11 protein-coding genes and 1 CRISPR repeat array are annotated in these 20,992 nt (G+C 61.7%); of the genes, 2 read left to right on the plus strand and 9 right to left on the minus strand.

Translation table 11 applies throughout. The features are described 5' to 3' along the window. The first annotated feature begins 1 nt into the window (after position 1). Positions 2-1,126 carry a DUF3696 domain-containing protein gene (locus Q7T36_RS04160; RefSeq protein WP_304844360.1) on the plus strand — a complete coding sequence of 375 codons (1,125 nt, stop codon included), beginning with the start codon at positions 2-4 and terminating at the stop codon, positions 1,124-1,126. Further along, on the plus strand, positions 1,123-2,055 hold the full coding sequence (locus tag Q7T36_RS04165; protein WP_304844362.1) for a hypothetical protein: 933 nt from the start codon (positions 1,123-1,125) through the stop codon (positions 2,053-2,055). Before Q7T36_RS04160 ends, Q7T36_RS04165 begins: the two co-directional genes overlap by 4 nt. On the opposite strand, the gene recD is transcribed toward Q7T36_RS04165, so the two are convergent. The 9 genes from recD to Q7T36_RS04210 all read right to left on the minus strand — a co-directional run bounded on the left by recD (position 2,052) and on the right by Q7T36_RS04210 (position 18,988). Beyond that, the gene (recD, locus tag Q7T36_RS04170; RefSeq protein WP_304844364.1) at positions 2,052-3,749 is read right to left on the minus strand and encodes an exodeoxyribonuclease V subunit alpha; all 1,698 of its coding nucleotides are present in this window, start codon (positions 3,747-3,749) and stop codon (positions 2,052-2,054) included. The two genes, Q7T36_RS04165 and recD, sit on opposite strands and share 4 nt — an antisense overlap. Then, entirely contained in the window at positions 3,746-7,534 is a 3,789-nt protein-coding gene (gene recB / locus Q7T36_RS04175) for an exodeoxyribonuclease V subunit beta (RefSeq protein ID WP_304844366.1), read from the minus strand. The genes recD and recB overlap by 4 nt, the downstream gene beginning before the upstream one ends. After that, the gene (gene recC / locus Q7T36_RS04180; RefSeq protein ID WP_304844369.1) at positions 7,531-10,785 is read right to left on the minus strand and encodes an exodeoxyribonuclease V subunit gamma; all 3,255 of its coding nucleotides are present in this window, start codon (positions 10,783-10,785) and stop codon (positions 7,531-7,533) included. The genes recB and recC overlap by 4 nt, the downstream gene beginning before the upstream one ends. Before the next feature lie 282 nt (positions 10,786-11,067). Beyond that, on the minus strand, positions 11,068-11,604 hold the full coding sequence (locus Q7T36_RS04185) for a YbjN domain-containing protein (protein WP_304844383.1): 537 nt from the start codon (positions 11,602-11,604) through the stop codon (positions 11,068-11,070). Between the two features lie 221 nt (positions 11,605-11,825). Beyond that, on the minus strand, positions 11,826-15,488 hold the full coding sequence (locus Q7T36_RS04190) for an AAA family ATPase (protein WP_304844371.1): 3,663 nt from the start codon (positions 15,486-15,488) through the stop codon (positions 11,826-11,828). A 12-nt stretch (positions 15,489-15,500) separates the two neighbouring features. Next, entirely contained in the window at positions 15,501-16,742 is a 1,242-nt protein-coding gene (locus Q7T36_RS04195; protein WP_304844373.1) for an exonuclease SbcCD subunit D C-terminal domain-containing protein, read from the minus strand. 155 nt (positions 16,743-16,897) lie between these two features. After that, on the minus strand, positions 16,898-17,314 hold the full coding sequence (locus Q7T36_RS04200) for an HNH endonuclease (protein WP_304844375.1): 417 nt from the start codon (positions 17,312-17,314) through the stop codon (positions 16,898-16,900). A gap of 154 nt (positions 17,315-17,468) precedes the next feature. Further along, complete coding sequence (locus tag Q7T36_RS04205; RefSeq protein WP_304844377.1) at positions 17,469-18,131, minus strand: UPF0149 family protein; 663 nt, start codon at positions 18,129-18,131, stop codon at positions 17,469-17,471. A 92-nt stretch (positions 18,132-18,223) separates the two neighbouring features. Further along, the gene (locus Q7T36_RS04210) at positions 18,224-18,988 is read right to left on the minus strand and encodes a UPF0149 family protein (RefSeq protein WP_304844379.1); all 765 of its coding nucleotides are present in this window, start codon (positions 18,986-18,988) and stop codon (positions 18,224-18,226) included. Positions 18,989-19,118: 130 nt separating this feature from the next. Next, positions 19,119-20,948: a CRISPR direct-repeat array (repeat unit 28 nt; unit sequence TTTCTAAGCTGCCTACGCGGCAGTGAAC). Positions 20,949-20,992 lie beyond the last annotated feature (44 nt).

The following is a 20,992-nucleotide window of genomic DNA, read 5'->3' on the forward strand; positions in this document are numbered from 1 at the left end:
AATGCACCTCTCAATTTCGAACTTCAAGTGCCACTCAGAGATAGAGCTAGATTTTTCCCTGCTCACAATAATCGCGGGCCGTAATGACTGCGGAAAAAGCACTCTCACACAAGCAATCCTGCTCCATCAAACAGCAATCAACATATCAAGAAAAACCAATTCCCAAGAATTTCTCTTACCAATTAATGGCCCATATAATACATACATTGGCAAAGCAGTCAATACTCGCTCAAAAACCATTTCAAACAAGCATCAAGCTACAAAAATTTCGTTAGGTGAAATATCCATTTCTGCAACATTCGACGACCCTGATGCAGATACATTAAAATGCACACTTGATAAAATAATACCGAATGATGCTTTAAATTTGAATTTATCATACATCTCTGCAGAAAGACTAGGCCCTAGACTAATCCAAAGCCAAAGAAAAGGTCACCTAATTGACACTGAAGGTGTTGGCCCAATGGGTGAAAACTGCGCAGAATTTCTTCAAAAGCACCAAAGAAAAAATATTAGCTCCGACATTAAAAGCATAAGTAATGATTCAGTATCACCATGGCTGATCAAACAAGCCGAACACTATATGAGCTTGATCTTTGGCGAAATTGCAATCAAAGTCGAAGACAATGGCTTATATGCACCCCCGTCCCTCAGTATAAAATCAGGTGGCTTCGACGCAGATTGGTTACCCCCAACAAATCATGGCTTTGGAATATCATATGCTCTTCCTGTCATAATAACCCTACTTAACTCATCAGAGAACGATCTAATAATCATAGATAGTCCAGAGGCGCACTTACACCCAGCAGCTCAAACTGAGATGGCGCGAATTATTACCAAGATAGCACTCTCAGGAAGGCGCGTCATAGTAGAAACTCACAGCGATCATTTTATTGATGGCGTACGACTTTCAATAGCTGCCTCAAATGACCCTGCCACTAACGCCACTAAAGCCAAATGCCTATTCTTCCAAAGAGATAGTGATGGAAGTATTACGCACACATCCATTATCATTCGACCTGATGGAACACTCTCGCAATGGCCTTCCGGCTTCTTTGATCAGATGACCATTAATCTCCAAAAAATTTCAAAGATCAAGAAAAATCGCGAGCAAAAATTGCCATGATTGAATTAAATTTTTATGTTGATGAAAAGCCACTCATACTTCTACCTCTAATTAATTCATCCTTTCCATCATGTATATATGACTGGATACTATCAATCGTTGAACTCCAAGAAGACAGCTTTGAAAACATAAAAATATCCACCAAGCTGTCTTCAGACTGGCTAACTCAAAGCACCATAAACAATTATCAAGTTTTCGATTTAATTTACAGTCAGTGGAGTCCAAATGTAATTGAAGAAATTCGACTATTGCAAATAGCCATGGATCGATGTGATAATTTTGATCCCATCGAATACATTGACTCACCCGCAATCCAGTATAGCCACGCCTTTGCAGCAGCAGCCATGGAAGTCTCCCCAACAATAACCATTTTCCCAATTTTAGCTTTTAACTACATACCAGATCACCACAAAACAACAGCTATTATCAATTCTACACATGATATCCCAAACGCTGTTCGCCAACATATAATTCAGCATCGCCTAAATCAAGATGATTTTATGACTTTATCCAAGATAGCATTCCCCAACCTATACCTTCATGAAGGAGTTATTTTTAATAAATTCAGGAAACCATATGCAGAAGTCCTACCCCACGCCATCACTCACCTTAGCTTTCTCAACGACCATGCTCAACTGTTATTTAAAACCGAGGGTTATTCTGCTGACAAAATAAACCAAGTTGCCGCCGCAACTTACAATATTTCTCTCTCACCGGAAAGCCCAAACACACATAGAAACATACAAGCAATGCGTGAAAGGGAGATTAGCATCGCAGACTCAATAATATGTTGTGAGTGGCATACAAAATTTACATACGACTGGGGACGTATTCACTTCCACATCGGCGCAAATCTGCCAGAACCGGTCAAGACAATCACTCAGAACAAAGTAATCATTGGGATATTTGCCGACCATCTCACTGTTTAGGCTCGTTTATTAAATAACCCCACCTTCTCCCCCAACCCACTCCTCCTCTCCGTCCTCCTCCCCACCGCCAGCCCCAAAATCTCAGGACTGGCCCAAACCCCCACCCTCTCCCTCGCCCTCGTCACCCCGGTGTAAAGCAACTCCCGCGTCACCACCGCCACCTCATGCCCCGGCAACACCACCGCCACCTCCCCAAACTCCGACCCCTGCGACTTATGCACCGTCATCGCCAACGCCGTCTCCACATGCGCCAACCGCGCCACCGCAATCACCTTCACCCCCCGCTCCCGATCCGGAAAAAACACACTCAACCCCGCCCCATCCCGCAACACCACCCCGATATCGCCATTGAACACATTCAACGCATAATCGTTCTGCATCACCATCACCGGCCGCCCGTGAAACCACACCGCCGCAGCCGCCTCCTGCCCCAACGCCCGCCGCAACAACCCCGACAAACGCTGATTCAACCCCGCCACCCCCGTCGCCCCCTCCCGCAACGCACACAACACCCGAAACCGGTCAAAGGCCCGCAACACCGCCTCCGGCGCAGCCCCGGCCTGCAACGCCGCCACATACTCGCCATAACCCCGGAACAACGCCGCCGCCAGCGCATCCGGCCCCGGCAACGGCTCAAAACGCACATCCTTCAACCCGGCCTGGCCCAGCGCCGTTACCCCCCGCACATCGCCCGCGCAAATAGCCGCCGCCAACTGGCCAATGCCACTGTCCGCGCCAAAGCGCTGGCTCTCACTCAACGCCACCCGCCCGGCTTGCAAGCGCCGCGCGCGGCCCATCTCCTCCAGCACCGCCCCCGCCTCAACCGCCGCCAACTGGTTGGCATCGCCCAGCAAAATCAGCCGCGTCTTGCGCGGATCAATCGCCGCCAGCAACTGCGAGGCCAGCCGCAGGTCAATCATCGAGGCCTCGTCCACAATCACCAGGTCAAAGGGCAAGGGATTGCGGGCGTGATACTGCGCCGGGCGGTCGTACTGGATGCCCAGCAGCCGGTGCAGGGTGCTGGCCGATTGCGGCAACGCCTCGCGCATGGCGGGGCTCACGTCGCTGGCTTTCTCCAGCGCGCCGCGCAGGGCTTCGCTCATGCGCGCGGCGGCCTTGCCGGTGGGGGCCGCCAGCGCCACGTGCAGGCCGGGGTTCTGTTCCAGCAGCGCCAGCAAAATGCGCACCAGCGTGAAGGTCTTGCCGGTACCGGGGCCGCCGGTAATCAGGCTGAAGCGGCGCTGCGTGGCGCGCAACACGGCTTCCTGCTGCAAGATGTTCAGCCCGGCCAGGCGTTCCGGCGGCACCGGCACGGGTTGCTCCACCGGCGCGTCCAGCGCGCACAGCGCCTGCGCCAGCTGCGTTTCCGCCTGCCAGTGCCGGTACAGGTACAAACGGTTCGGTTCCGCCACCAGCGGCGCCACGGTGTCGGCGGCCTGTTCCGAGGCCACCAGCACCGGCGAATCCAGCCTGCGCCACAACGGTTCGCCGGTTTCGTGCAGGCAGACATGGCCCTGATCCAGCCCTTCGGCCAGTTGCCGCACCCAGGTTTCAATCTGCGCGGCGTCGGCGGAGTCCCCGCCCTGTTGCCGGTGCAGGGCGCACAGCAGCGCGGCCAGTCCGGCGCTCCATGCGGGGCCGGGTGTGTCGTCGTCGGGGCGGCTGGACAGGGCTGGAACAAACGGCAGGGTCATGACAGCGCCTCCTCGGCGGCAAATACGGCGCTCAGGGCGTCCAGCAGCGGCACGGGCGGATGCCAGGCGTGGACGCCGCTGTTGCCGCGTTCCGGGTGCATGCCGCGAATGAACAGGTAATACACGCCGCCCAAATGCCTGGCCGGGTCATAGTCGCGCAGGCGGCTTTGCAGCCAGCGGTGCAACGCCACCGCGTAAATGGCGGCCTGCAGGTGATAGCCGCCGTGCACCATCGCCTCCGCCAGCCCCTCGGGGCCGAAGGCGGCGTAGTCGTGGCCCAGGCGGTTGCTCTTGTAGTCGGCCACATACCAGCGGCCTTCATGGCGAAACACCAGGTCGATGGAACCTTTGAGGAAACCGCGAATGCTCTGGTCGCCCAGTTCCGGCACCGCCAGCCCGGCGTCGCGCAGCACCTGCACCAGTGCGCGGGTGCGCAACGCGGGCAGCGGCAGGTGGAAGTCCAGTTCGCGCAGGGTGTGCGCCGTGGGCAGGGCATTCAGGCGCAGGCCGGGGGCCAGTTCGGTGGCCAGCACTTCGTCCAGCCAGGCGGCCACGTCGGCCACCAGCGCGGGCTGGTCGGCGTCGTCACGCGCCTGCACGCCGTAGCGTTGCAGCTGCGCGGCCACCACCGGCCGTCCGTGCTTGCTCTGCGCGGCGGCGGGTTGGGGGAAGTCCAGGTCCTCGAACATGCCGTGCAGGCAGTTGCCGATCAGGCTGGCGGGCACGCGCAGCGGGTGCGGAAAGCGGAAGCGCAGCGGCAGCCGTTCCGGGGCGGCGGGTTCGTCCACCACCGGGGCCACGGCCTGCCGGTCGTGATCGGCGGCGGTCAGTTCGGTAGCCACGGCGGGCGGCTGGTCGGGCTGCGCCGGGGCGGTGGGCTGGCTGTCGTTGTTCAGGCTGCTGAAGCTGGTGACGCGCCATGCGCCGGGAACGGCGGGGGCAGCGCGTTCCTTCAACACCGGCAGGTCGTCGGTTTTGGCGGGCAGGCGTTGCACTGCATCCAGCCCCACCGCCTGCACCGCCACCAGTGCGGGATGCGCCGCCTGCAAGGCGTGCAGCGAGCCTTCACTCTGCGGCAGCCAGTGGCCCAGACAGGAGTCATTCACTGAATTTTGGGCCGTATCCAGCGGAAACCACGCCACATAGCAGCGTTGCGCGGCGCGGGTCAGCGCCACATAGCCCACACGCAGGTCTTCGCTCAGCACTTCGTCCCACACCCGCGCTTTGGCGTCGTCGTCCAGCGTGTCGCGCAGGTCGAACACGGCTTCGCCCTCGGCAGTGTGGTAGAACGGCGTGCCCTTGTCCGGGTCCTGCGGCGTCCACAGCATCGGCGCGAAGACGATGGGATATTCCAGCCCCTTCGAGGCATGGATGGTGAGTATCTTCACCAGGTTCTCGTCGCTTTCCAGCCTCAGCTCGGCATTGGCGCTGTCCTGCGGCTGGCGGCGTTGTTGCGCCAGCCATTCGCACAGGTGGTGCAGGCCGTCGCGCTGGCGGTATTCCTCGTGCAGCAGTTCGGCCAGATGCAGCAGGTTGGTGAGAATGCGTTCGCCGCCGGGCAGCGTCGACACCCGCGCCACCACGGCGTCGCGTTGCAGGAATTCCCGCCACGCCACCATGAACCCGCGCCGCTGCCACAGTTGCTGGTAGTCCTGAAAGCGTTGCAGCTGCGCGGTCCAGCCGGCGGTGTCGGTCTGCCAGGTGATGAAATCCTGAACCGTCGCCCCGCACAGGCGGCTGGCCAACGCGGCGCGCACCTTGCCTTCGTGATGCGGCTCGGCCATCGCCGCCAGCAGGTGCGCCATGTCCTCGGCCTCGGCGCTGGCAAACACCTTCTCGTTGGACTGCATTGCCGCCTTCACCCCGGCCTTGCCCAGTTCACGCCGCAGCTGGTCGGCCTGATAATGGGCGCGGACGAGGATGGCGATGTCCTTGCCCTGCACCGGCTTGCCGCCCAGCAACACCTGCCCTTCCTGCGCGCCGTGCAGCAGCCGCACAATCTCGTTGACGGTGGCGCGAATGGCCCAGCGCACGCCGTCGTCCTTGTTGTTGCCGCTGTCCGGCCCGGCGGTGAGGAAGCGCAGCGGCTGCTGGTCGGGCTGTTCGCTTTCGCGCGTATCCACCAGTGCGGCGCATGGCTTGGCGCCCTTGCCCACCGGCGTGTACAGAATTTTCGCCTGCTTGAAGGCATCGCTGCGCAGGGTGAAGAAGGCGTTCAGCGCGCCGATCAGCGGCCCCACGGAACGCTGGTTGTCGGCCAGGTCGTGCTTGGCGCTGTCGGGCACATCGTCATAGGCGCGCAGGTAGGTGTACACATCCGCGCCCCGGAAACGGTAGATCGCCTGCTTCGGGTCGCCCACCAGGAACAGCACGCTCTCCGCCGCGTCCGCCGCCAGATACACCGTGTGCAGGATGCGGTACTGGGCGTCGTCGGTGTCCTGGAATTCGTCCACCAGCGCCGCCGGGTAACGTGTGCGCAAGGCAGCGGCCAGCACCGGGCCGCTTTCGGCATCGCCCAGCGCCTCGGCCAGCCCCTTGATCTGCATGTCGAAATTCTGCGCCTGCTGCTCCTGCAGGCGTTGCGTCAGCGTAATCTGGCAATAGGCGGCCAGTTGCTGGCGGAAGTGTCGGCTCTGGCGCAGGATCACCTCGCGGCAGGCTTCCAGCCGTTCCGGCAGGCTTTGCAGTTCGTCGAACAGCGCGTGGTGGGGAAACTGGCCGGCGAATTTCTTCGCGGTTTTATCCTGCAACTTGTCGGCGCTGAATTTCTCCAGCAGGCCGATGAAGCTCTTGGTGGCCGTCTGCCCGCCGCCGACAAAACCCGCCAGCCCCGCCGCCGGGTCGTTGAGGAAACGGCCGAGTTGCGCCAATCCCTTGGCTACTTGTTCCGGCTTGTAGCTCCCCTGATGCAGCATATGGCCGTTGTCGGCAAACAGCGCGCGCACGGCGGCTTCCTCCCGCTGCCACAAGGCTTGCAGCCCGATGAGGAAGGCTTGGCCGTCAGTCAGCGCGGCGTCACTGGCCAGCGGCTCGCCTGCTTCCAGCCGCGCCTGGCTCTGGTTCAGCACGCCCTGCACGAATTTCTGCAATTCCCCCAAACCAAAGGCTTCGCTGTTGAGGAAATAGCCCACCAGCAGCGCATCCGCCTGCCGCCATTGCCGACGGCAGAAATCCTGGATGATTTCGCGCAGCAAGGGCGCGGTGTCGGTGATCACTTCCACGTCCAGCGGCGCACCGCTGGCCAGCGCCTGTTCGCTCAGCACGCCCTGGCAAAAGCCATGGATGGTGGTGATGGTGGCCAGATCGAAATCGCCCAGCGCCTGCTTCAAGCGCTGGATCGCGGCGGGCCGGTCGGGCAGCCGCGCCAGCAACGGGGTGTAGAACGGGTCGTCGAGGGCATGGCCATCCTCGGCGGCCTGCACCGCGTCCAGCGTCTCCACCAGCCGCTTGCGGATGCGGTCACGCAGCTCCGCCGCCGCCGCCTTGGTGAAGGTAATGGCGAGGATCTGTTGCGGCAACAACTGCTTTTCCAGCACCAGCCGGGCAAACAGCGCCGACAGCGTCCAGGTCTTGCCGGTGCCGGCAGAGGCCTGGATGAGCTGGACGCCGGTTAATGGCGCGGCGATTGCCGGGATGCTTTTCCCCCTCTCCCCTTGTGGGAGAGGGTCGGGGAGAGGGGTGCTGCCGGGGCCCTGCATTGCCGGGTGTTCGGGCGACTGTCCGTACCCCTCTCCCCTGCCCTCTCCCACAAGGGGAGAGGGAGATTCATTACTGAATTTAGTCATGCCTCATCCCCTCCCCACACCGCCCCCAACCCTTCCCACTCCCCTTTCTCCAACTGCCCCAGCATCGGCCCGAACAGCTTCACCGCCTCCCCCGTCACCGCCTCCGGCAGCCGTTCCTGTTCCTCGGCACTCAGCACCTGCCGCCACAGGCTGTCCGCCACCACCTCGTCCCAGGCCTGCTCCAGCTTGAACCGGGCCTTGGCTTCGTCCTTCACCGCCGCCTGCACATAGGCCCAGGCCGGGTCCGGCGGCAACAGCAGCGGCTGGCGCTGGCCGCGGTCATAGGCGTCCACCCAGTCGGCCAGCAGGCTGTCGGCTTGCAGGCGCGGCAACGGCGCAAACAGCACCGGCCCGTCCAGAAACAGCCAGACGGTGCGCTGCTGCGCCCCCGCCGCCTGCCACAGCAGGTGCGTCAGCCAGGCCTTCACCAGATACTTCGCGGATTGCTTCGACAGCTGGTAGCCCAGCTGGTACGGCTCGCTCACCGGCGGCAAATCGACATGCAGCTGATAGCCGCCCAGCGTCAGGTCATGGCGCTCCGGCGTCACGTCGCGGCGACCGCGTTCCCAGGCCTGTTGCAGGTCCTGCAATTGCTGCTGCGCCTGCTCCCAGTACACCGTCCCCACCGTACCCACCGGCAAGGCGCCGCTGGCGCGCAGCACCGGCTCGGCCTGATGGCGGGCGTGGAACAAGCGCGAGCGCAGTTGCCATTTGTCGAGGTGGTTCAGTTGCAGCGGCTCCTCGTCGTGCAGGGAGTCGTCCAGACTTTCCAGCCGCAGTTTCAGGCAGCGGGTGAGGGAGAATTCCGCCGGGTGCTTGAAGAAGCGTTGCAGCAGGTCGAGGCTGAGCTGGCGGGCGTTGTCGTCCGGCGGCAGCGTGGCGTTGACGAACACCGGCAGGCGGTTTTCCGGTTTCAGCACCGACTGCGCGGCGGGCAGCCAGTCGCGGGCATGCGAGAACATCTTGCCGGCATCGGGGTGGAAATAGCTGGGGCTGAAGGCCTGCAGGCGGTGTTCGTAGCAGCAGCGCGCCTTCACCGTGTCCTTGCCGCCGTCCACGCGCCGGGCGAGGTAATCCAGCAGTTCGCCGATCAGGATCGACGGTGGGAATTCGGCGGACTGGTTGTTGCTGTGGCCGTTGTAGAACAGCAGCAAATGGTCGCGGGCGGACATCAGCGCATCGAGGAAGGCGCCCCGGTCGTCGTCGCGGCGCGAGCGGTCGCCGGGACGCGGCCGGTCATCCTGACGCAGCAAATCGAATTCGTTGAAGGGGTCGCGGCGCGGAAAACTGGTGTCTTCCAGCCCCAGCAGGCAGACCACGCGGTACGGCAGGTTGCGCAACGCCCCGACGCGGCTGAAGGTGACCGCGCCGCCGGGCAAGGGTTCCGGCACGTCGCTGTCCAGCCGCGCTTCAATCTCGCGCAGCAGCAGGAACAGCGGCACGGCTTCGCTCACTTCGGCATTCTCGGCCTGACGGCCCACCGCCTCCATCGTCCGTTCCAGCCCGCGAAGCGCATATTCCCCGGCCAGATGCCCCAGAAACTGTTGCAGGTCGGCGCGCATCTGTTCCAGCCACTCCGCCACCGTGCGCGGCTGCTGCCAGTAGTCGCGGCGCAGCGCGAGGTCGGTCACCGCCCTCACCAGGGTGCCGATCAGCGCAAACTGCCCGGCCTCAATGCCGCCCACCGGTTGCAGGCCGCCCACCAGTCCGTCGAATTCCGGCGGCAGGGCAATGGCCAGCAGCAGCCGTTCCAGTCCGAACAACAGCGTGTGGGTATCATCAAGGTCGCTGCTGTCGCCGCTCTGGCGGGCGCGGTGCAGGCCGTCCAGCCCGCGAAACACCCCGGCCTGTTGCAGCAGCGCGGCGGCTTTATCAATGGATTCGGTGTCCAGCCCGTAATAGTCGGCCACCGGCGGCAGCGCCAGCCAGTCCAGCAGCGCCGATTGCGCCAGCCGCGTCTGCGTCAGGTGGTAGAGGCCGTGAAAGGCCTGCCAGACGGTGTTTTCCTCGGCCTTGGGCACGCCGGTGACCTGCCAGGGAATGCGCCGTTCGTTGGGCACGGTGCCGAACACCGATTCAATGGCGCCGCTGGCGCTGACCACGTCAGGCAGCATCACCACCACATCCTGCGGTTTCAGGTCGGGGTGGCGGGCAAACAGGTCCAGCAGGCGGTCGTGAAGCACTTCCAGCTGCCGGGTCAGGCTGTGGCAGCTGTGCACCTGCAGCGAGACATCATCAGCTTCCAGCGGCCATACCGGCAGCTCCGAGTCGGCATGCTGGTGTTCCAGCGTGTGGATGCTGTGCTGCAGGCGGTTCAGCAGGCTGTTTTCGATAATGGGCGGAAACAGGTCGCGCCAGACGTTGTCATGCTCGCCGCCGGACAGCTCCGACAGCAGCCGGAAGTTGTCCCGCGCCTGCTTGCCCCAGGCCACCAGCAGCGGATGTCCGGCGCTGTGGAATTCCACTTTTTCGGGCTGCAGCACGCGCATCTTTTCCAGCCAGCGCTCGTCCACCACATCCGCCCAGTACTCGCGGGACGGGTTGAGGTGATACCAGTGCAGTTCGGCATACGGCGCCAGCGACTGGTAGAAGTGCAGCACCTGCGGCGGCAGGCGCACGGTGGTGAACACGGCCAGACGTTGCGGCAGGCGGGATTGCAGTTCCGGGCTGGCTTGCAGCGCCTCGAAGTAACGGGGAAACAGCGCGCGGCCCTGGCCGAAGGTGTCGGCGAACAGTTCCAGCCACAACCGCGCCTGCCAGGCCTGATGCGGCCAGTCACGCGGCAGGCGCTCACCCCGGCCCCAGGTTTCCATCCAGTCCGGGCGATAGCTGATGTAATCGGCGAAGGCGCTGGCAATGCGGCCCGCCAGTTGCCAGCGGCCCAGCACCGGCTGCGGCGTGCGTTGCAGGTAGTGGCGCAGCGCGGCGAAATCGGGGTCGTCTTCCGGCAGCGTGGCCAGCCGTTCAAACAACCGCCATTGCATCAGTTCCTTGGGCAGCGACTGGATGTGCTCGTGACTGTCCAGCACCGGTTGGTAGCACTCCCACAGGAAGCTGGCGGGGTACTGGATCTTGAAATGGGCTGCAATGCCGAAGCGCTCGGCCCAGCGCAGTTCCAGCCAGCGGCCCACGGCAATCGACGGCACCAGCACCGTCAGCGGTTGCAGCGGGTCGTCGACGGGCTCGCCCAGGAACAGGCTGAGCGCATCAAAAAGCGTGGGCAGGTGGTGGGACTGGGTGATGGTGAGCATGGTGTTGTTATTTCCCGGACATCTTGGGACTCTACTGAATTCGTTCTGGTATCAGAAGAGCAGCCGTCAAAGAAAACGACAATTCATGTCGTGGGAAACATCAAGGCCTTATGGGCGTCCCAGCGATCTCGTCGGCAGGAACAGGCTGAGTTGTAGCTGACATTCCAACAAAACCAGTTCGCGATAAAATCCTGCCACGCGTCATCTTCGGGGGCCTATACGACACCCCTACGGGTTAAAGGGGCGGCAGTATGCATAGCAACCACCGCCAAACACCAAGACTCAATCCGAACCAATCAGGCTTTCAGGATCTTTGGATGACACCGCTGAAGAAGCCACCCGGACAAACTGTTTGTAATTACTGATGAGGGTATGGGGCGTCATGCCTCCATCATACAAAAACTGATAGTCACACCAGAGCGTGGCGGGTTGGGGCATGGAAAACCGGACAAAAATAACTTCGTTATTAAGCTTATTCAGCAACTGAAGCTTCTTGACTTCGGGTGAACTGGCCTTAAAGCCCCATGCTGAAAAAAAGGTAATCAGCTTTCTTGCCGGATCTACCCTGACAAAGGTTTTTACGCCGTCATCATCAATTTTCAGATCGCCATCTTTGTCAATTTCTGTTTTCAGATACGCCGCATCAAAAATTTCCTGAACTTTTTTCAGGCTGACATCCGCCTCAGGTATTGTTTTTAAGGCTTTGGATGCGGTTTCAGATGCCGGTACATTGGCGGCCATCACGGGTTTCCCCCCTGCAAGCGCACAGATTCCGGCCAACAACATGGCTCTCATCGCAGGGTGCTTCAGATACATCATCGCTTTCACAATATTTCCCCTTACATAGAGCCCAAGCATTCACTGGGTGTGTGCTGGTCAGGCTTTTGGTGTGGTTAATGGTCGAAGAGACCTGGCGCTTTATCAGTCCCATTCTGAAGCTACTACCAACACACTCCCCTGTCAAAACAAGTATCCAAACCGAAATTCCCGTTCATGACACTGCTCACAACCCGCTGGATACCCAGAGGTTTCATGTCGTCTCAGCATCCCCAGCACCCCGGCCCTTCCACCCGGCTCCGCCCCCCCGGCCCCGGTTCTACCCGGATCTGCGTAGCAATCCGCTCCTTCAACATCCCCACATGCGAGATCACTCCCACCAGCTTGCCGCTTTGCTGCAGGCCGGACAGCGCCGTCAGCGCGGTATCCAGCGCATCTTCATCCAGCGTGCCGAAGCCTTCGTCCAGAAACAGAGAATCGACGCGGACGTTGCGGCTGGCCATGTGCGACAGGCCCAGCGCCAGCGCCAGGCTGACCAGGAAGCTTTCGCCGCCGGAGAGGTTGCGGGTGGGTCGGACCTCCCCGGCCTGGTAGTTGTCCATCACGTTCAGCTCCAGCGGCTGGGTGCTGTCTCGCACCAGCAGGTAGCGGTCGCTGAGTTTTTGCAGTTGCCGGTTGGCGTGGTGGATGAGGATGTCGAAGGTGAGGCCCTGGGCGAAGTTGCGGAATTTCTTGCCGTCAGCGGCGCCAATCAGTTCGTTGAGGCAGCCCCAGCGCGCCACTTCCCGTTGCCGGAGCGCCATGGCATCCACCAGCGACTGGCGGCTTTGGCGCAGGGCTGCGTTGTCCTGCAGCTGGCGTTGAAGGGCGCCCATGGCTTGCTGCAGGGCTTTCAGGGCTTCGCCTTGGTCGTGGAGCGTGACCGACAGTTCGTCATGGCTAAGGTCCGTCAGGGCGCGGGCGTGCTCGTCGGCCTGCTGCTGCACCAGCACCCGGGCGCGGCTGTCCAGTTCGGTTTGCGCCCTTGTCAGGGCGTCGGCTTGCGCTTGCAGTTGTTGACGCTCGGATTCGGACAGGCAGGCGGAGACATAGGTGGCCTCGTCGGCAAATCCGGCTTGCGTCAGCCGTGTGTTAAACGCGATGCCGCAGGGCTCCAGTTCGGCCTCGGTGCGCGCCAGAGACTGTTCCAGCACCGTGATGCGTGACTGCACGTCGCGCTCGGCCTGTTCCGCCTGTTGCAGAACTTGGACGGCCAGTTGCCGTTGTTGCTCGGCTTGCTGAAGGGCGGCGTGGGCGCGGGCTTCTTCCGTGTCCGGATCACGGTCGGCAAACAGCGCCTGCCGTTGCTGCGCCAATTGCACCTCCTCGGCCAGAACCTTGTCCTGCCGCGCCTGCAGGGTATTGCGCGTAGCTTCGCCGTCAATCTGCGCCTGACGGCGATGGGCCACGGCCTCCTCCAGTTTCACGAGGCGTTCCTGCAACTCCTGGATTTCACGGGTGCGCGCCTGCCAGTCATCACGACGTTGCGCCAGTTGCTGCACCGCCTGTTTGGGGTCGGCCAAGGCATCGGCAGGCAGGCCGCAGGCGCTCAGGGATTGCCGGATGGCGGCCTCCTGCTGCGCCGACTGCTCCTGCATTTCCTGATGCTCCTGCTGCAAACGCACCGCCTCACGCCCGGCTTCCTCATGCTGGAAACGAAGGGCCAGCAACGCCTTGCCTGCCGAGTCCAGGACGGCGGCGGACTGCTTCAGGGCGGCTTCGGTCTGGATCAGCGCCTGTTGCTGCACATCTGCGTCCGCCAGCCTCTGGCTGAGTTGCTGACGCTCTTCCTGAACCCGCTGCAATGCCTGCTGCAGTTCGGTTTCGTTCGCCCCGGCCAAGCCCAGCTCGGCCCCATCATTGCTGATCCGCTGCCGCAAGGCGGCCAGTTCGTTGTCGGCATGCGCCAGCCGGGAATTCAGGGTATGCCGGGCCTCATCGGCATGCCGGTTGCGCAGATCGCCTTCGGTCAGGCGGCGGGTGGCGGCGGCTTCCTCACGGCGGGCCTGGGCCAGCGCCTGCTGTGTGTCGTCATCCGGCGGAAGATTGCCTTGGGCATAGGGGTGATCCGTCGCACCGCACAGCGGGCAGGGTTGGCCGTCCTGCAATTGCTGCCGGTGCTGTTCCAGGCTGTGCAGGCGGGCCAGCAGCTGCTGTTTCCCCTCCAGCAGGCCGATATTCGCGGTCAGGGTTTGCAGCAGGGATTCGACAGCGGGCCGCTCCGCCTGCCATTGCTGCTGTGTCTGCTGATGCTGCTGGATTTCCGCTGCAATCAGCACCCGGTCCCGGCTCAATTGCGTGTCGCGCAGCCGGTCTTGCAACAGCTCCCGCAATCGGTTCTGGCGGGACAGCAACTCCAGCAAGGCGGCATTCAGTTCGGCTGGGGCGTGGCCGTCCAGCAGCCGGTTGCGCTCCGCCGCATGGTGTTCGAATTCACGCTGAGCGTCATCGCGCCGGGCGGTCGCCAGCGCGGTCGCCTGTTCCGCCTCGCGGAATTCGCGCTCCCGTTCGGCCAGCCTCGCCTGTCCCTGCCGCCACGATTGCAGCTTCTGCGCCACAGCCTGGCGGGCCGTTTCCAGCCGCACCAGTTCGGCATCCAGCAACGGCAGGCGTTGCGCCAGTTCGGCATCGGCGGCATGCGCCTGCAGATAGTCACGGACTGCGGTGCGCTGCGCTGCCAACTGTTCCAGTTGCTGCCGGTCTGCCTGCAAGGCGGCGTGGATTTTCGCCAGCACCGCCTCGTGTTCCCGGCACTCCGCCTGGCACTGCCGCCCGGCTTTGGACACGGCATCCCATTGCCCGTCCAGCGCGGTCACCTGTTTCAGCAGCGGTTGCAACGCCGCCCAGTCAGCCTGTCGCTGCTGCCTTTCCGCCTCCCGCTGCTGTTGCCGGGTCCGCGCCGCGGCCACATCGGCCACGTGCTGCGGCAGCTCGGTCTGTAGCGCTGCCTGTTGCTGCCGGTTAGCATCCTGCAATTGCCGCAGCGATTTCAGGGTGGAGTGATCTGCCGCCAGTTCCAGCGCCCGCTGCGCCAGCGCCAGCCGCGTCTGCCCGGGCTGGAAGGCATCGCGCCGTTGCGCAAGCGCCTCGCGACGGGCCGTGTTCTCCATCAATTCCCGTTCAATCCGCGCCAGCGTCTCCCGCCAGGTCAGCGCGGTGCGGGTCTGCTGCAACCTGCTTTCCAGCGCATGCTCCTGCGTGCGGTTTGCCTCCAGCCGGGATTCGCATTCCGCAATCTGTGCGTCGTCCAGCAAGGTCATGCCGGAAAGCTCCGCCTGCAACATTTCCAGTTGCTGCTTCTCGGCGCTGTGCCGCTGAAACGTCAGGCGGGAAATGTCCGTGTAGATTTCTGTGCCGGTAATCTGTTCCAGGATCGGCGCCCTGTCCCCGGCCCCGGATTGTAAAAAGGCGGCAAACCCGCCCTGCGCCAGCAGCATGGAACGGGTAAATTGCTCGAAGCTCATCCCCGTCTGCGCCACCACCAGCTCCGGTACTTCGCTGACCTTGCTGGAAAGAATTTCACCGCTGTCGGCCAGGCTGATTTCATGTTTGGCCGCCTGCAGGTCGCCGTTGACCTTGCCGCGCGCCCGGTGCTGGCTCCACAGGCAGCGATAGCGGCCGGAGGCCGTTTCGAACACCACCTCCGCCAGACAATCCGCCGTGCGGCGCGACATGATGTCATTGCCGCCCTTGGTCACCTTGCCCAGACGCGGCGTCTGCGCATACAGCGCCAGGCAAATGGCGTCGAGGATGGTGCTCTTGCCCGCCCCGGTGGGGCCGGTAATGGCAAAGATGCCGTCGGAGACAAAGGCCGGATGCGTCAGGTCGATACACCATTCCCCGGCCAGCGAATTCAGGTTCTTGAAGCGGATGTTCAGGATGCGCATGTCAGTTTTCCCCTACTCCGCCCGCTCATCGGTTTCCTGCAAGCCTTGCAGGATTTCACCGAAACTCTGTTTCAGTTCGTCGCGCTGCTCCGGCGGCACATCCCCGGCCTCCAGGCAACGTGCAAACACTTCGCCCGGCGACAGGTCATCCAGCGCCTCGTCCTGCACCTGCCGGTTCAGCACCTGCAAGGATTTGCGGGCATCCCGCGACTTCAGGATTTCCAGCGCCGACCCCGCTACCAGCGCGTCCAGCCGTTCGCGCAGGTCGTCAATCAGCTCGTGGCCGGTGTGGGTCACCTCCAGCCAGGCCGAACTGCCCGCCGCCTTCAGGGCCGTCAGCCGTGCCTCAATCTGCGGCCAGTCGCCCGCCACCCGCTCCAAGTCCTGAAACACCGGCACCGGCAGCAAGCGCACCGCCTTTTCCGGCGCGAATTCCACCACGCACACCTGCTTCGCCTGCGCCGCCTCGCCAAAGCCCATCGCCAGCGGCGAACCGCTGTAGCGCACGAATTCCCGCCCGCCCACCGCCTGCGGCACATGCAAATGCCCCAGCGCCACATAATCCAGCGCCTCGGGGAAAATGCCCGCCGTAACATGCGCCAGCGAACCCACATACAGTTCGCGCACGCCGTCGCCGTCCACCGTCTGCCCGCCCGCCGTAAACAAGTGGCCCAACCCCACCACCGGCACCGGCTGCGGCAGGGACTGATTGACCTGCATCGCCGCTTCCACCACCGCCGCATAATGCCGTTTGATACCTTCCGCCAGCTTGCGTTCCTTGTCCTCCGGGCTTTCCCCGGCCTCGGCGGTGCGCAGGTCGCGGTCGCGCAGGTATGGCACGGCGCAGGCCAGCAGTTCCACATGGCCGTCCGCGTCACGCAGTGCAATCACCTCGTCCGCCGGGTTATCGGTCGCAGCCCCCACCACATGCACGTCCAGCATTTTCAGCAACTCGGCAGGGGCATCGAGGAAGGTCGGGGAATCGTGGTTGCCGCCAATCACCACCACATGACGGCAGCCGGTGTCGGCCACGCGGCGCAGGAAGCGGTAATACAGCGCCTGGGCGGCGTTGGAAGGCGTACTGGTGTCGAAAATGTCCCCGGCCACCAGCAGCACGTCGATTTGCTCGGCGCGCAGTGTGGCGAGCAGCCAGTCGAGGAATTCCGCGAATTCGGTATAGCGTTTGCGGCCGTAGAGCAGGCGGCCGAGGTGCCAGTCGGAGGTATGGAGGAGGCGCAATTTATTCTGATTCATCGTATTTTTAATTCCATAAAGAATCCCCCTCTCCCCCTGTGGGAGAGGGTCGGGGAGAGGGGTGCGGAAAGCAGCCCGAACACACCGACAGCTCCAGCACCACCGCCGTACCCCTCTCCCCTGCCCTCTCCCACAAGGGGAGAGGGAGCCATTCACTACTCCGGCGGCTTCAAATACCCCAGCGCCCACCCCACCCAGCTGCCCACCAGCGCGCCCTCGGCGCTGACAAAGGCCCCGGCCACCATGCCCAGCAGGCACCCCGCCACCGCGTTTTCAATGCGCGCCCACAACCGACCGCCCCGCGACAAGGGCGCATGCACCTTGCCATGTCGGGCGCGGGCGCTGCGGGTGCTCTTGCTGCCTTTGGCGCGGTTGCAGCCAATGCAGGCCGGGTAAAGGTTGGTCGGATGATCGCTGCCGCCCCTGGCGCGCGGCACGGAATGCTCCACTTCCCAACCGCCGCGCAAGTCCACGCGCCCGTAATTCGCCCAGACCACTTTCTTGTGGCAGATATGGCAACGCCCGGCCGTGCGCTCAAAGATTCGCCGGAGTCTTTTTTCCTGATAAGCCATGAATTGTTAAGGTATTTTTAATGAAATTGCAATGCAGCAGCGTAGCGGAAGTTAAAGCGGAAATCAGGAGGGATGGTTGAACAACGCGACACAAACTGTCGTTTTAAAGAAAACCGCCGGGGCAGCCACGCGGCCGCCCCGGCGGTTCATGAAATCAGGCCTGTTCTTCTTCGGCTTCTTCCATTTCCAACTGCTCGGCGCAGAATTCCTGGCCGGTGCGGGCATAGGCCAGCAGGGCTTGCGGCAGCACTTCCAGGGCAACCATGGGCAGGTCGGCGGCCACGGCCTGGGGGTCTTCCACATGGTCCAGCACTTCAGGGTAACCGGCAAACAGGCCCACCACGTTCATCACGTTGTTAATCTCGGCGGCCAGGTCAATCTCGCCGCCTTCCACCTTGCTGTAGGCTTCGCAAACCTGATCCCACACTTGTTGCAGCCAGTCATGACCGGCCAGGAAGCCCTGGCACCAGTCAATCAGCAGCGTCATTTCATCGGGGTCGGCGTTGAAGACATAGTCCGCGGGCAGCGGCGAGGTTTCGTTTTCCACGGCCAGCAGGGCTTCGTCATACAGGGCGATGATGATGCCCATGACCATGCCGGCTTCATCTTCACTGGCGAAACGGGGATTTTCCTCACCGTCTTCACCTTCCCAGATTAGCGGCATCCATTCGTCGGGCGTCATCGGCACCGGGCTGGCCACCACGGCCCACAGGAAACCGCGCAGGGAAGGCAGGTTGAAGGTGTCCGGCGGGCAACGGTCGGATTGCAGGAATTCGTCAAGGGCGATGAGTTCCTGAGTGGAAATCTGGTTGGACATGATGGTTTTCCAGGGAGGGTAAAAATATGGCGGCTATTATGACGGCTTTTGCACGGCTTGGGGCGAAGAAATCCTCCGCCCCGTCGCAAGCTTCATGCGCCGCAGCACTTCTTGAACTTCTTGCCGCTGCCGCACGGGCAGGGATCGTTGCGGCCGATCTTGAGATCTTCGGGATTCTGGGCGCGCAGCCGTTCCAGCCGCAGCAGCTCGCGACCGATACGGGCATAGATACCCAGCGAATTCGGCAAAATGGCCTGGGCGATGGTGGGCAGGCGGGCGCGCATCTCGTCGGGGTTCGGAGCTTTGGCCAGCGCGGCTTCCACGTCGGCAAACAGCGTGGGAATGGCCAGCGCCGCTTCCACTTCCTGTTTCATGGTCAGGTCTTCGCGTTTCTTCAGGTCCACCAGGCCTTCGTCCCAGACATCTTCCAGCCAGCCGTGGCCTACCAGCAGGCCTTGACACCACTCACGCAGCGGTTTGCCGGTTTCGGCATCGTCGCTCCACACGCAGTCGGCGGGCAGTTTGAAGGCTTCGTCCTTGACGGCGCGGTCGGTGAGGCCGAACAGGTAGACAATGACCTGCAAGACATCCTTGGCCTGTTCGGGAATGCGCGCCATGCCGGTGGGGGTGTCGTCCGCCGGTTCTTCGCCGCTGTCGGCCTTGAGGTCGTCTTCGCTGCCCCAGATGACCGGCAGCCAGTCGGCGGGGCTGAGTGCGGTGGGGCTGGCGGCCACGGCAAACAGGAAGCCGCGCAGTTGGTTGAGGGTGAGCGTGCCTTCGGGGGCGTGTTCGGAGCGGAGGTGGTCGTCCAGGGCCTGGAGTTCTTCGGCGGGGAGCGGCAGCGGTTTGGCTTTCATGGGGGAATCCGGATGGGTCAGGGGGTGATTATAGCGGGTGCGGGGGCTGCTTCGTCAGTTCCGGACGATGACATTATATTTGCAAACGGGTTCCCATTTGTGAAAACGCCGTTGAAACCGGGTGGGATGATTTCTAGGCTGCCTACGCGGCAGTGAACTCACGTTCGACACGCCAACCGCCCACTTCACATTTCTAAGCTGCCTACGCGGCAGTGAACGCACCGCTGATATATGCGGCTGGCCACCGTAATTTCTAAGCTGCCTACGCGGCAGTGAACCAGCCACTCGGCCTCGGTCTTGAGCTCGTCTTTTTCTAAGCTGCCTACGCGGCAGTGAACGGCGTGTTGTATTCCCACCAGTTGCCCGGCGTTTTCTAAGCTGCCTACGCGGCAGTGAACCCGCTGACGGCGGTCAGTTGCCCGCCCACATATTTCTAAGCTGCCTACGCGGCAGTGAACGTGGAAGGCATCGCTTATAGCGCCGTCCGTGACTTTCTAAGCTGCCTACGCGGCAGTGAACCGAGTCCAGCCATCGCTACCATCTCCTGTGGATTTCTAAGCTGCCTACGCGGCAGTGAACGCGTGTGGTTCGATGCCATCTGGGCGCTCACATTTCTAAGCTGCCTACGCGGCAGTGAACGTGTCGTCGCGCCGCCAGTTCATTCCGTTTGCTTTCTAAGCTGCCTACGCGGCAGTGAACAGTTTGCTAATGAGATTCCCGGTTTTGATTATTTTCTAAGCTGCCTACGCGGCAGTGAACTCGCGGCGGCGCTGTTCCCAGAACGCGCACCATTTCTAAGCTGCCTACGCGGCAGTGAACCTTGTAGGGGTCCGGATCTTCACCGTCCATCTTTTCTAAGCTGCCTACGCGGCAGTGAACCAGTCGTCGCGCCGCCGCTGCCCCGCTGTATCTTTCTAAGCTGCCTACGCGGCAGTGAACATGTTGCAGGCAGGGATCGGTCACCCCGAACATTTCTAAGCTGCCTACGCGGCAGTGAACTCCGCTGTTGTAACGCAACTGGCTGGCGGGGTTTTCTAAGCTGCCTACGCGGCAGTGAACGTGATGTTTGACCCGTTCACGGTCACGCGAAATTTCTAAGCGGCCTACGCGGCAGTGAACGCTGCAATGGAGCCGTCGCAACAGCGGGTACAGTTTCTAAGCTGCCTACGCGGCAGTGAACTCATGACTCCCGCCCTCGGAGTCGATGCCGATTTTCTAAGCTGCCTACGCGGCAGTGAACGTGAACGCAAGTTTTTTTCTCTCGCGTCTGCATTTCTAAGCTGCCTACGCGGCAGTGAACTTTTTGACTGGATGACTTCATCCCGCCGGAACTTTCTAAGCTGCCTACGCGGCAGTGAACCACCACCGGCGCAGCGCGCACCCGGGCGCAGTTTTCTAAGCTGCCTACGCGGCAGTGAACAAGATCCCGCTGTCCTGGGCGCATGAAAAGCTTTTCTAAGCTGCCTACGCGGCAGTGAACAACGGGAGCCGGTTTGCCCTGGGGCGCGGACTTTTCTAAGCTGCCTACGCGGCAGTGAACCATAACGTCCGTTTTCCACTCCAGCCGCTCAATTTCTAAGCTGCCTACGCGGCAGTGAACAAGAAACGGATAGTTAAAGCCGTAACCACGAATTTCTAAGCTGCCTACGCGGCAGTGAACACAAAAACGGCCGCAGCCATTGCCCCAATTAATTTCTAAGCTGCCTACGCGGCAGTGAACTGGTCGTCCCACTCCGGGGGCCGGAATATCCATTTCTAAGCTGCCTACGCGGCAGTGAACTAATCGCTGGCGACACTGAAGCCGCCGATGTTTTTCTAAGCTGCCTACGCGGCAGTGAACTGGATTTCGCCGTACACCTGCACCGCCAGTCATTTCTAAGCTGCCTACGCGGCAGTGAACGAATCGAGTTCTGTCTCGACAAAAACCTTGGTTTTCTAAGCTGCCTACGCGGCAGTGAACCCGATCTGGTACAGGGCTTCTGCCTTCTGAATTTTCTAAGCTGC

Source organism: Fluviicoccus sp., assembly GCF_030646115.1.
Taxonomy (GTDB): Bacteria; Pseudomonadota; Gammaproteobacteria; order Pseudomonadales; family Moraxellaceae; genus Fluviicoccus.

Coding starts and splice junctions, on each gene's coding strand:
- Q7T36_RS04205 (WP_304844377.1), bottom strand. CDS start 18,131: ATGTCCAACCAGATTTCCACTCAGGAACTCATCGCCCTTGACGAATTC.
- Q7T36_RS04165 (WP_304844362.1), top strand. CDS start 1,123: ATGATTGAATTAAATTTTTATGTTGATGAAAAGCCACTCATACTTCTA.
- recC (WP_304844369.1), bottom strand. CDS start 10,785: ATGCTCACCATCACCCAGTCCCACCACCTGCCCACGCTTTTTGATGCG.
- Q7T36_RS04185 (WP_304844383.1), bottom strand. CDS start 11,604: ATGATGTATCTGAAGCACCCTGCGATGAGAGCCATGTTGTTGGCCGGA.
- Q7T36_RS04190 (WP_304844371.1), bottom strand. CDS start 15,488: ATGCGCATCCTGAACATCCGCTTCAAGAACCTGAATTCGCTGGCCGGG.
- recD (WP_304844364.1), bottom strand. CDS start 3,749: ATGACCCTGCCGTTTGTTCCAGCCCTGTCCAGCCGCCCCGACGACGAC.
- Q7T36_RS04160 (WP_304844360.1), top strand. CDS start 2: ATGCACCTCTCAATTTCGAACTTCAAGTGCCACTCAGAGATAGAGCTA.
- Q7T36_RS04210 (WP_304844379.1), bottom strand. CDS start 18,988: ATGAAAGCCAAACCGCTGCCGCTCCCCGCCGAAGAACTCCAGGCCCTG.
- Q7T36_RS04195 (WP_304844373.1), bottom strand. CDS start 16,742: ATGAATCAGAATAAATTGCGCCTCCTCCATACCTCCGACTGGCACCTC.
- recB (WP_304844366.1), bottom strand. CDS start 7,534: ATGACTAAATTCAGTAATGAATCTCCCTCTCCCCTTGTGGGAGAGGGC.
- Q7T36_RS04200 (WP_304844375.1), bottom strand. CDS start 17,314: ATGGCTTATCAGGAAAAAAGACTCCGGCGAATCTTTGAGCGCACGGCC.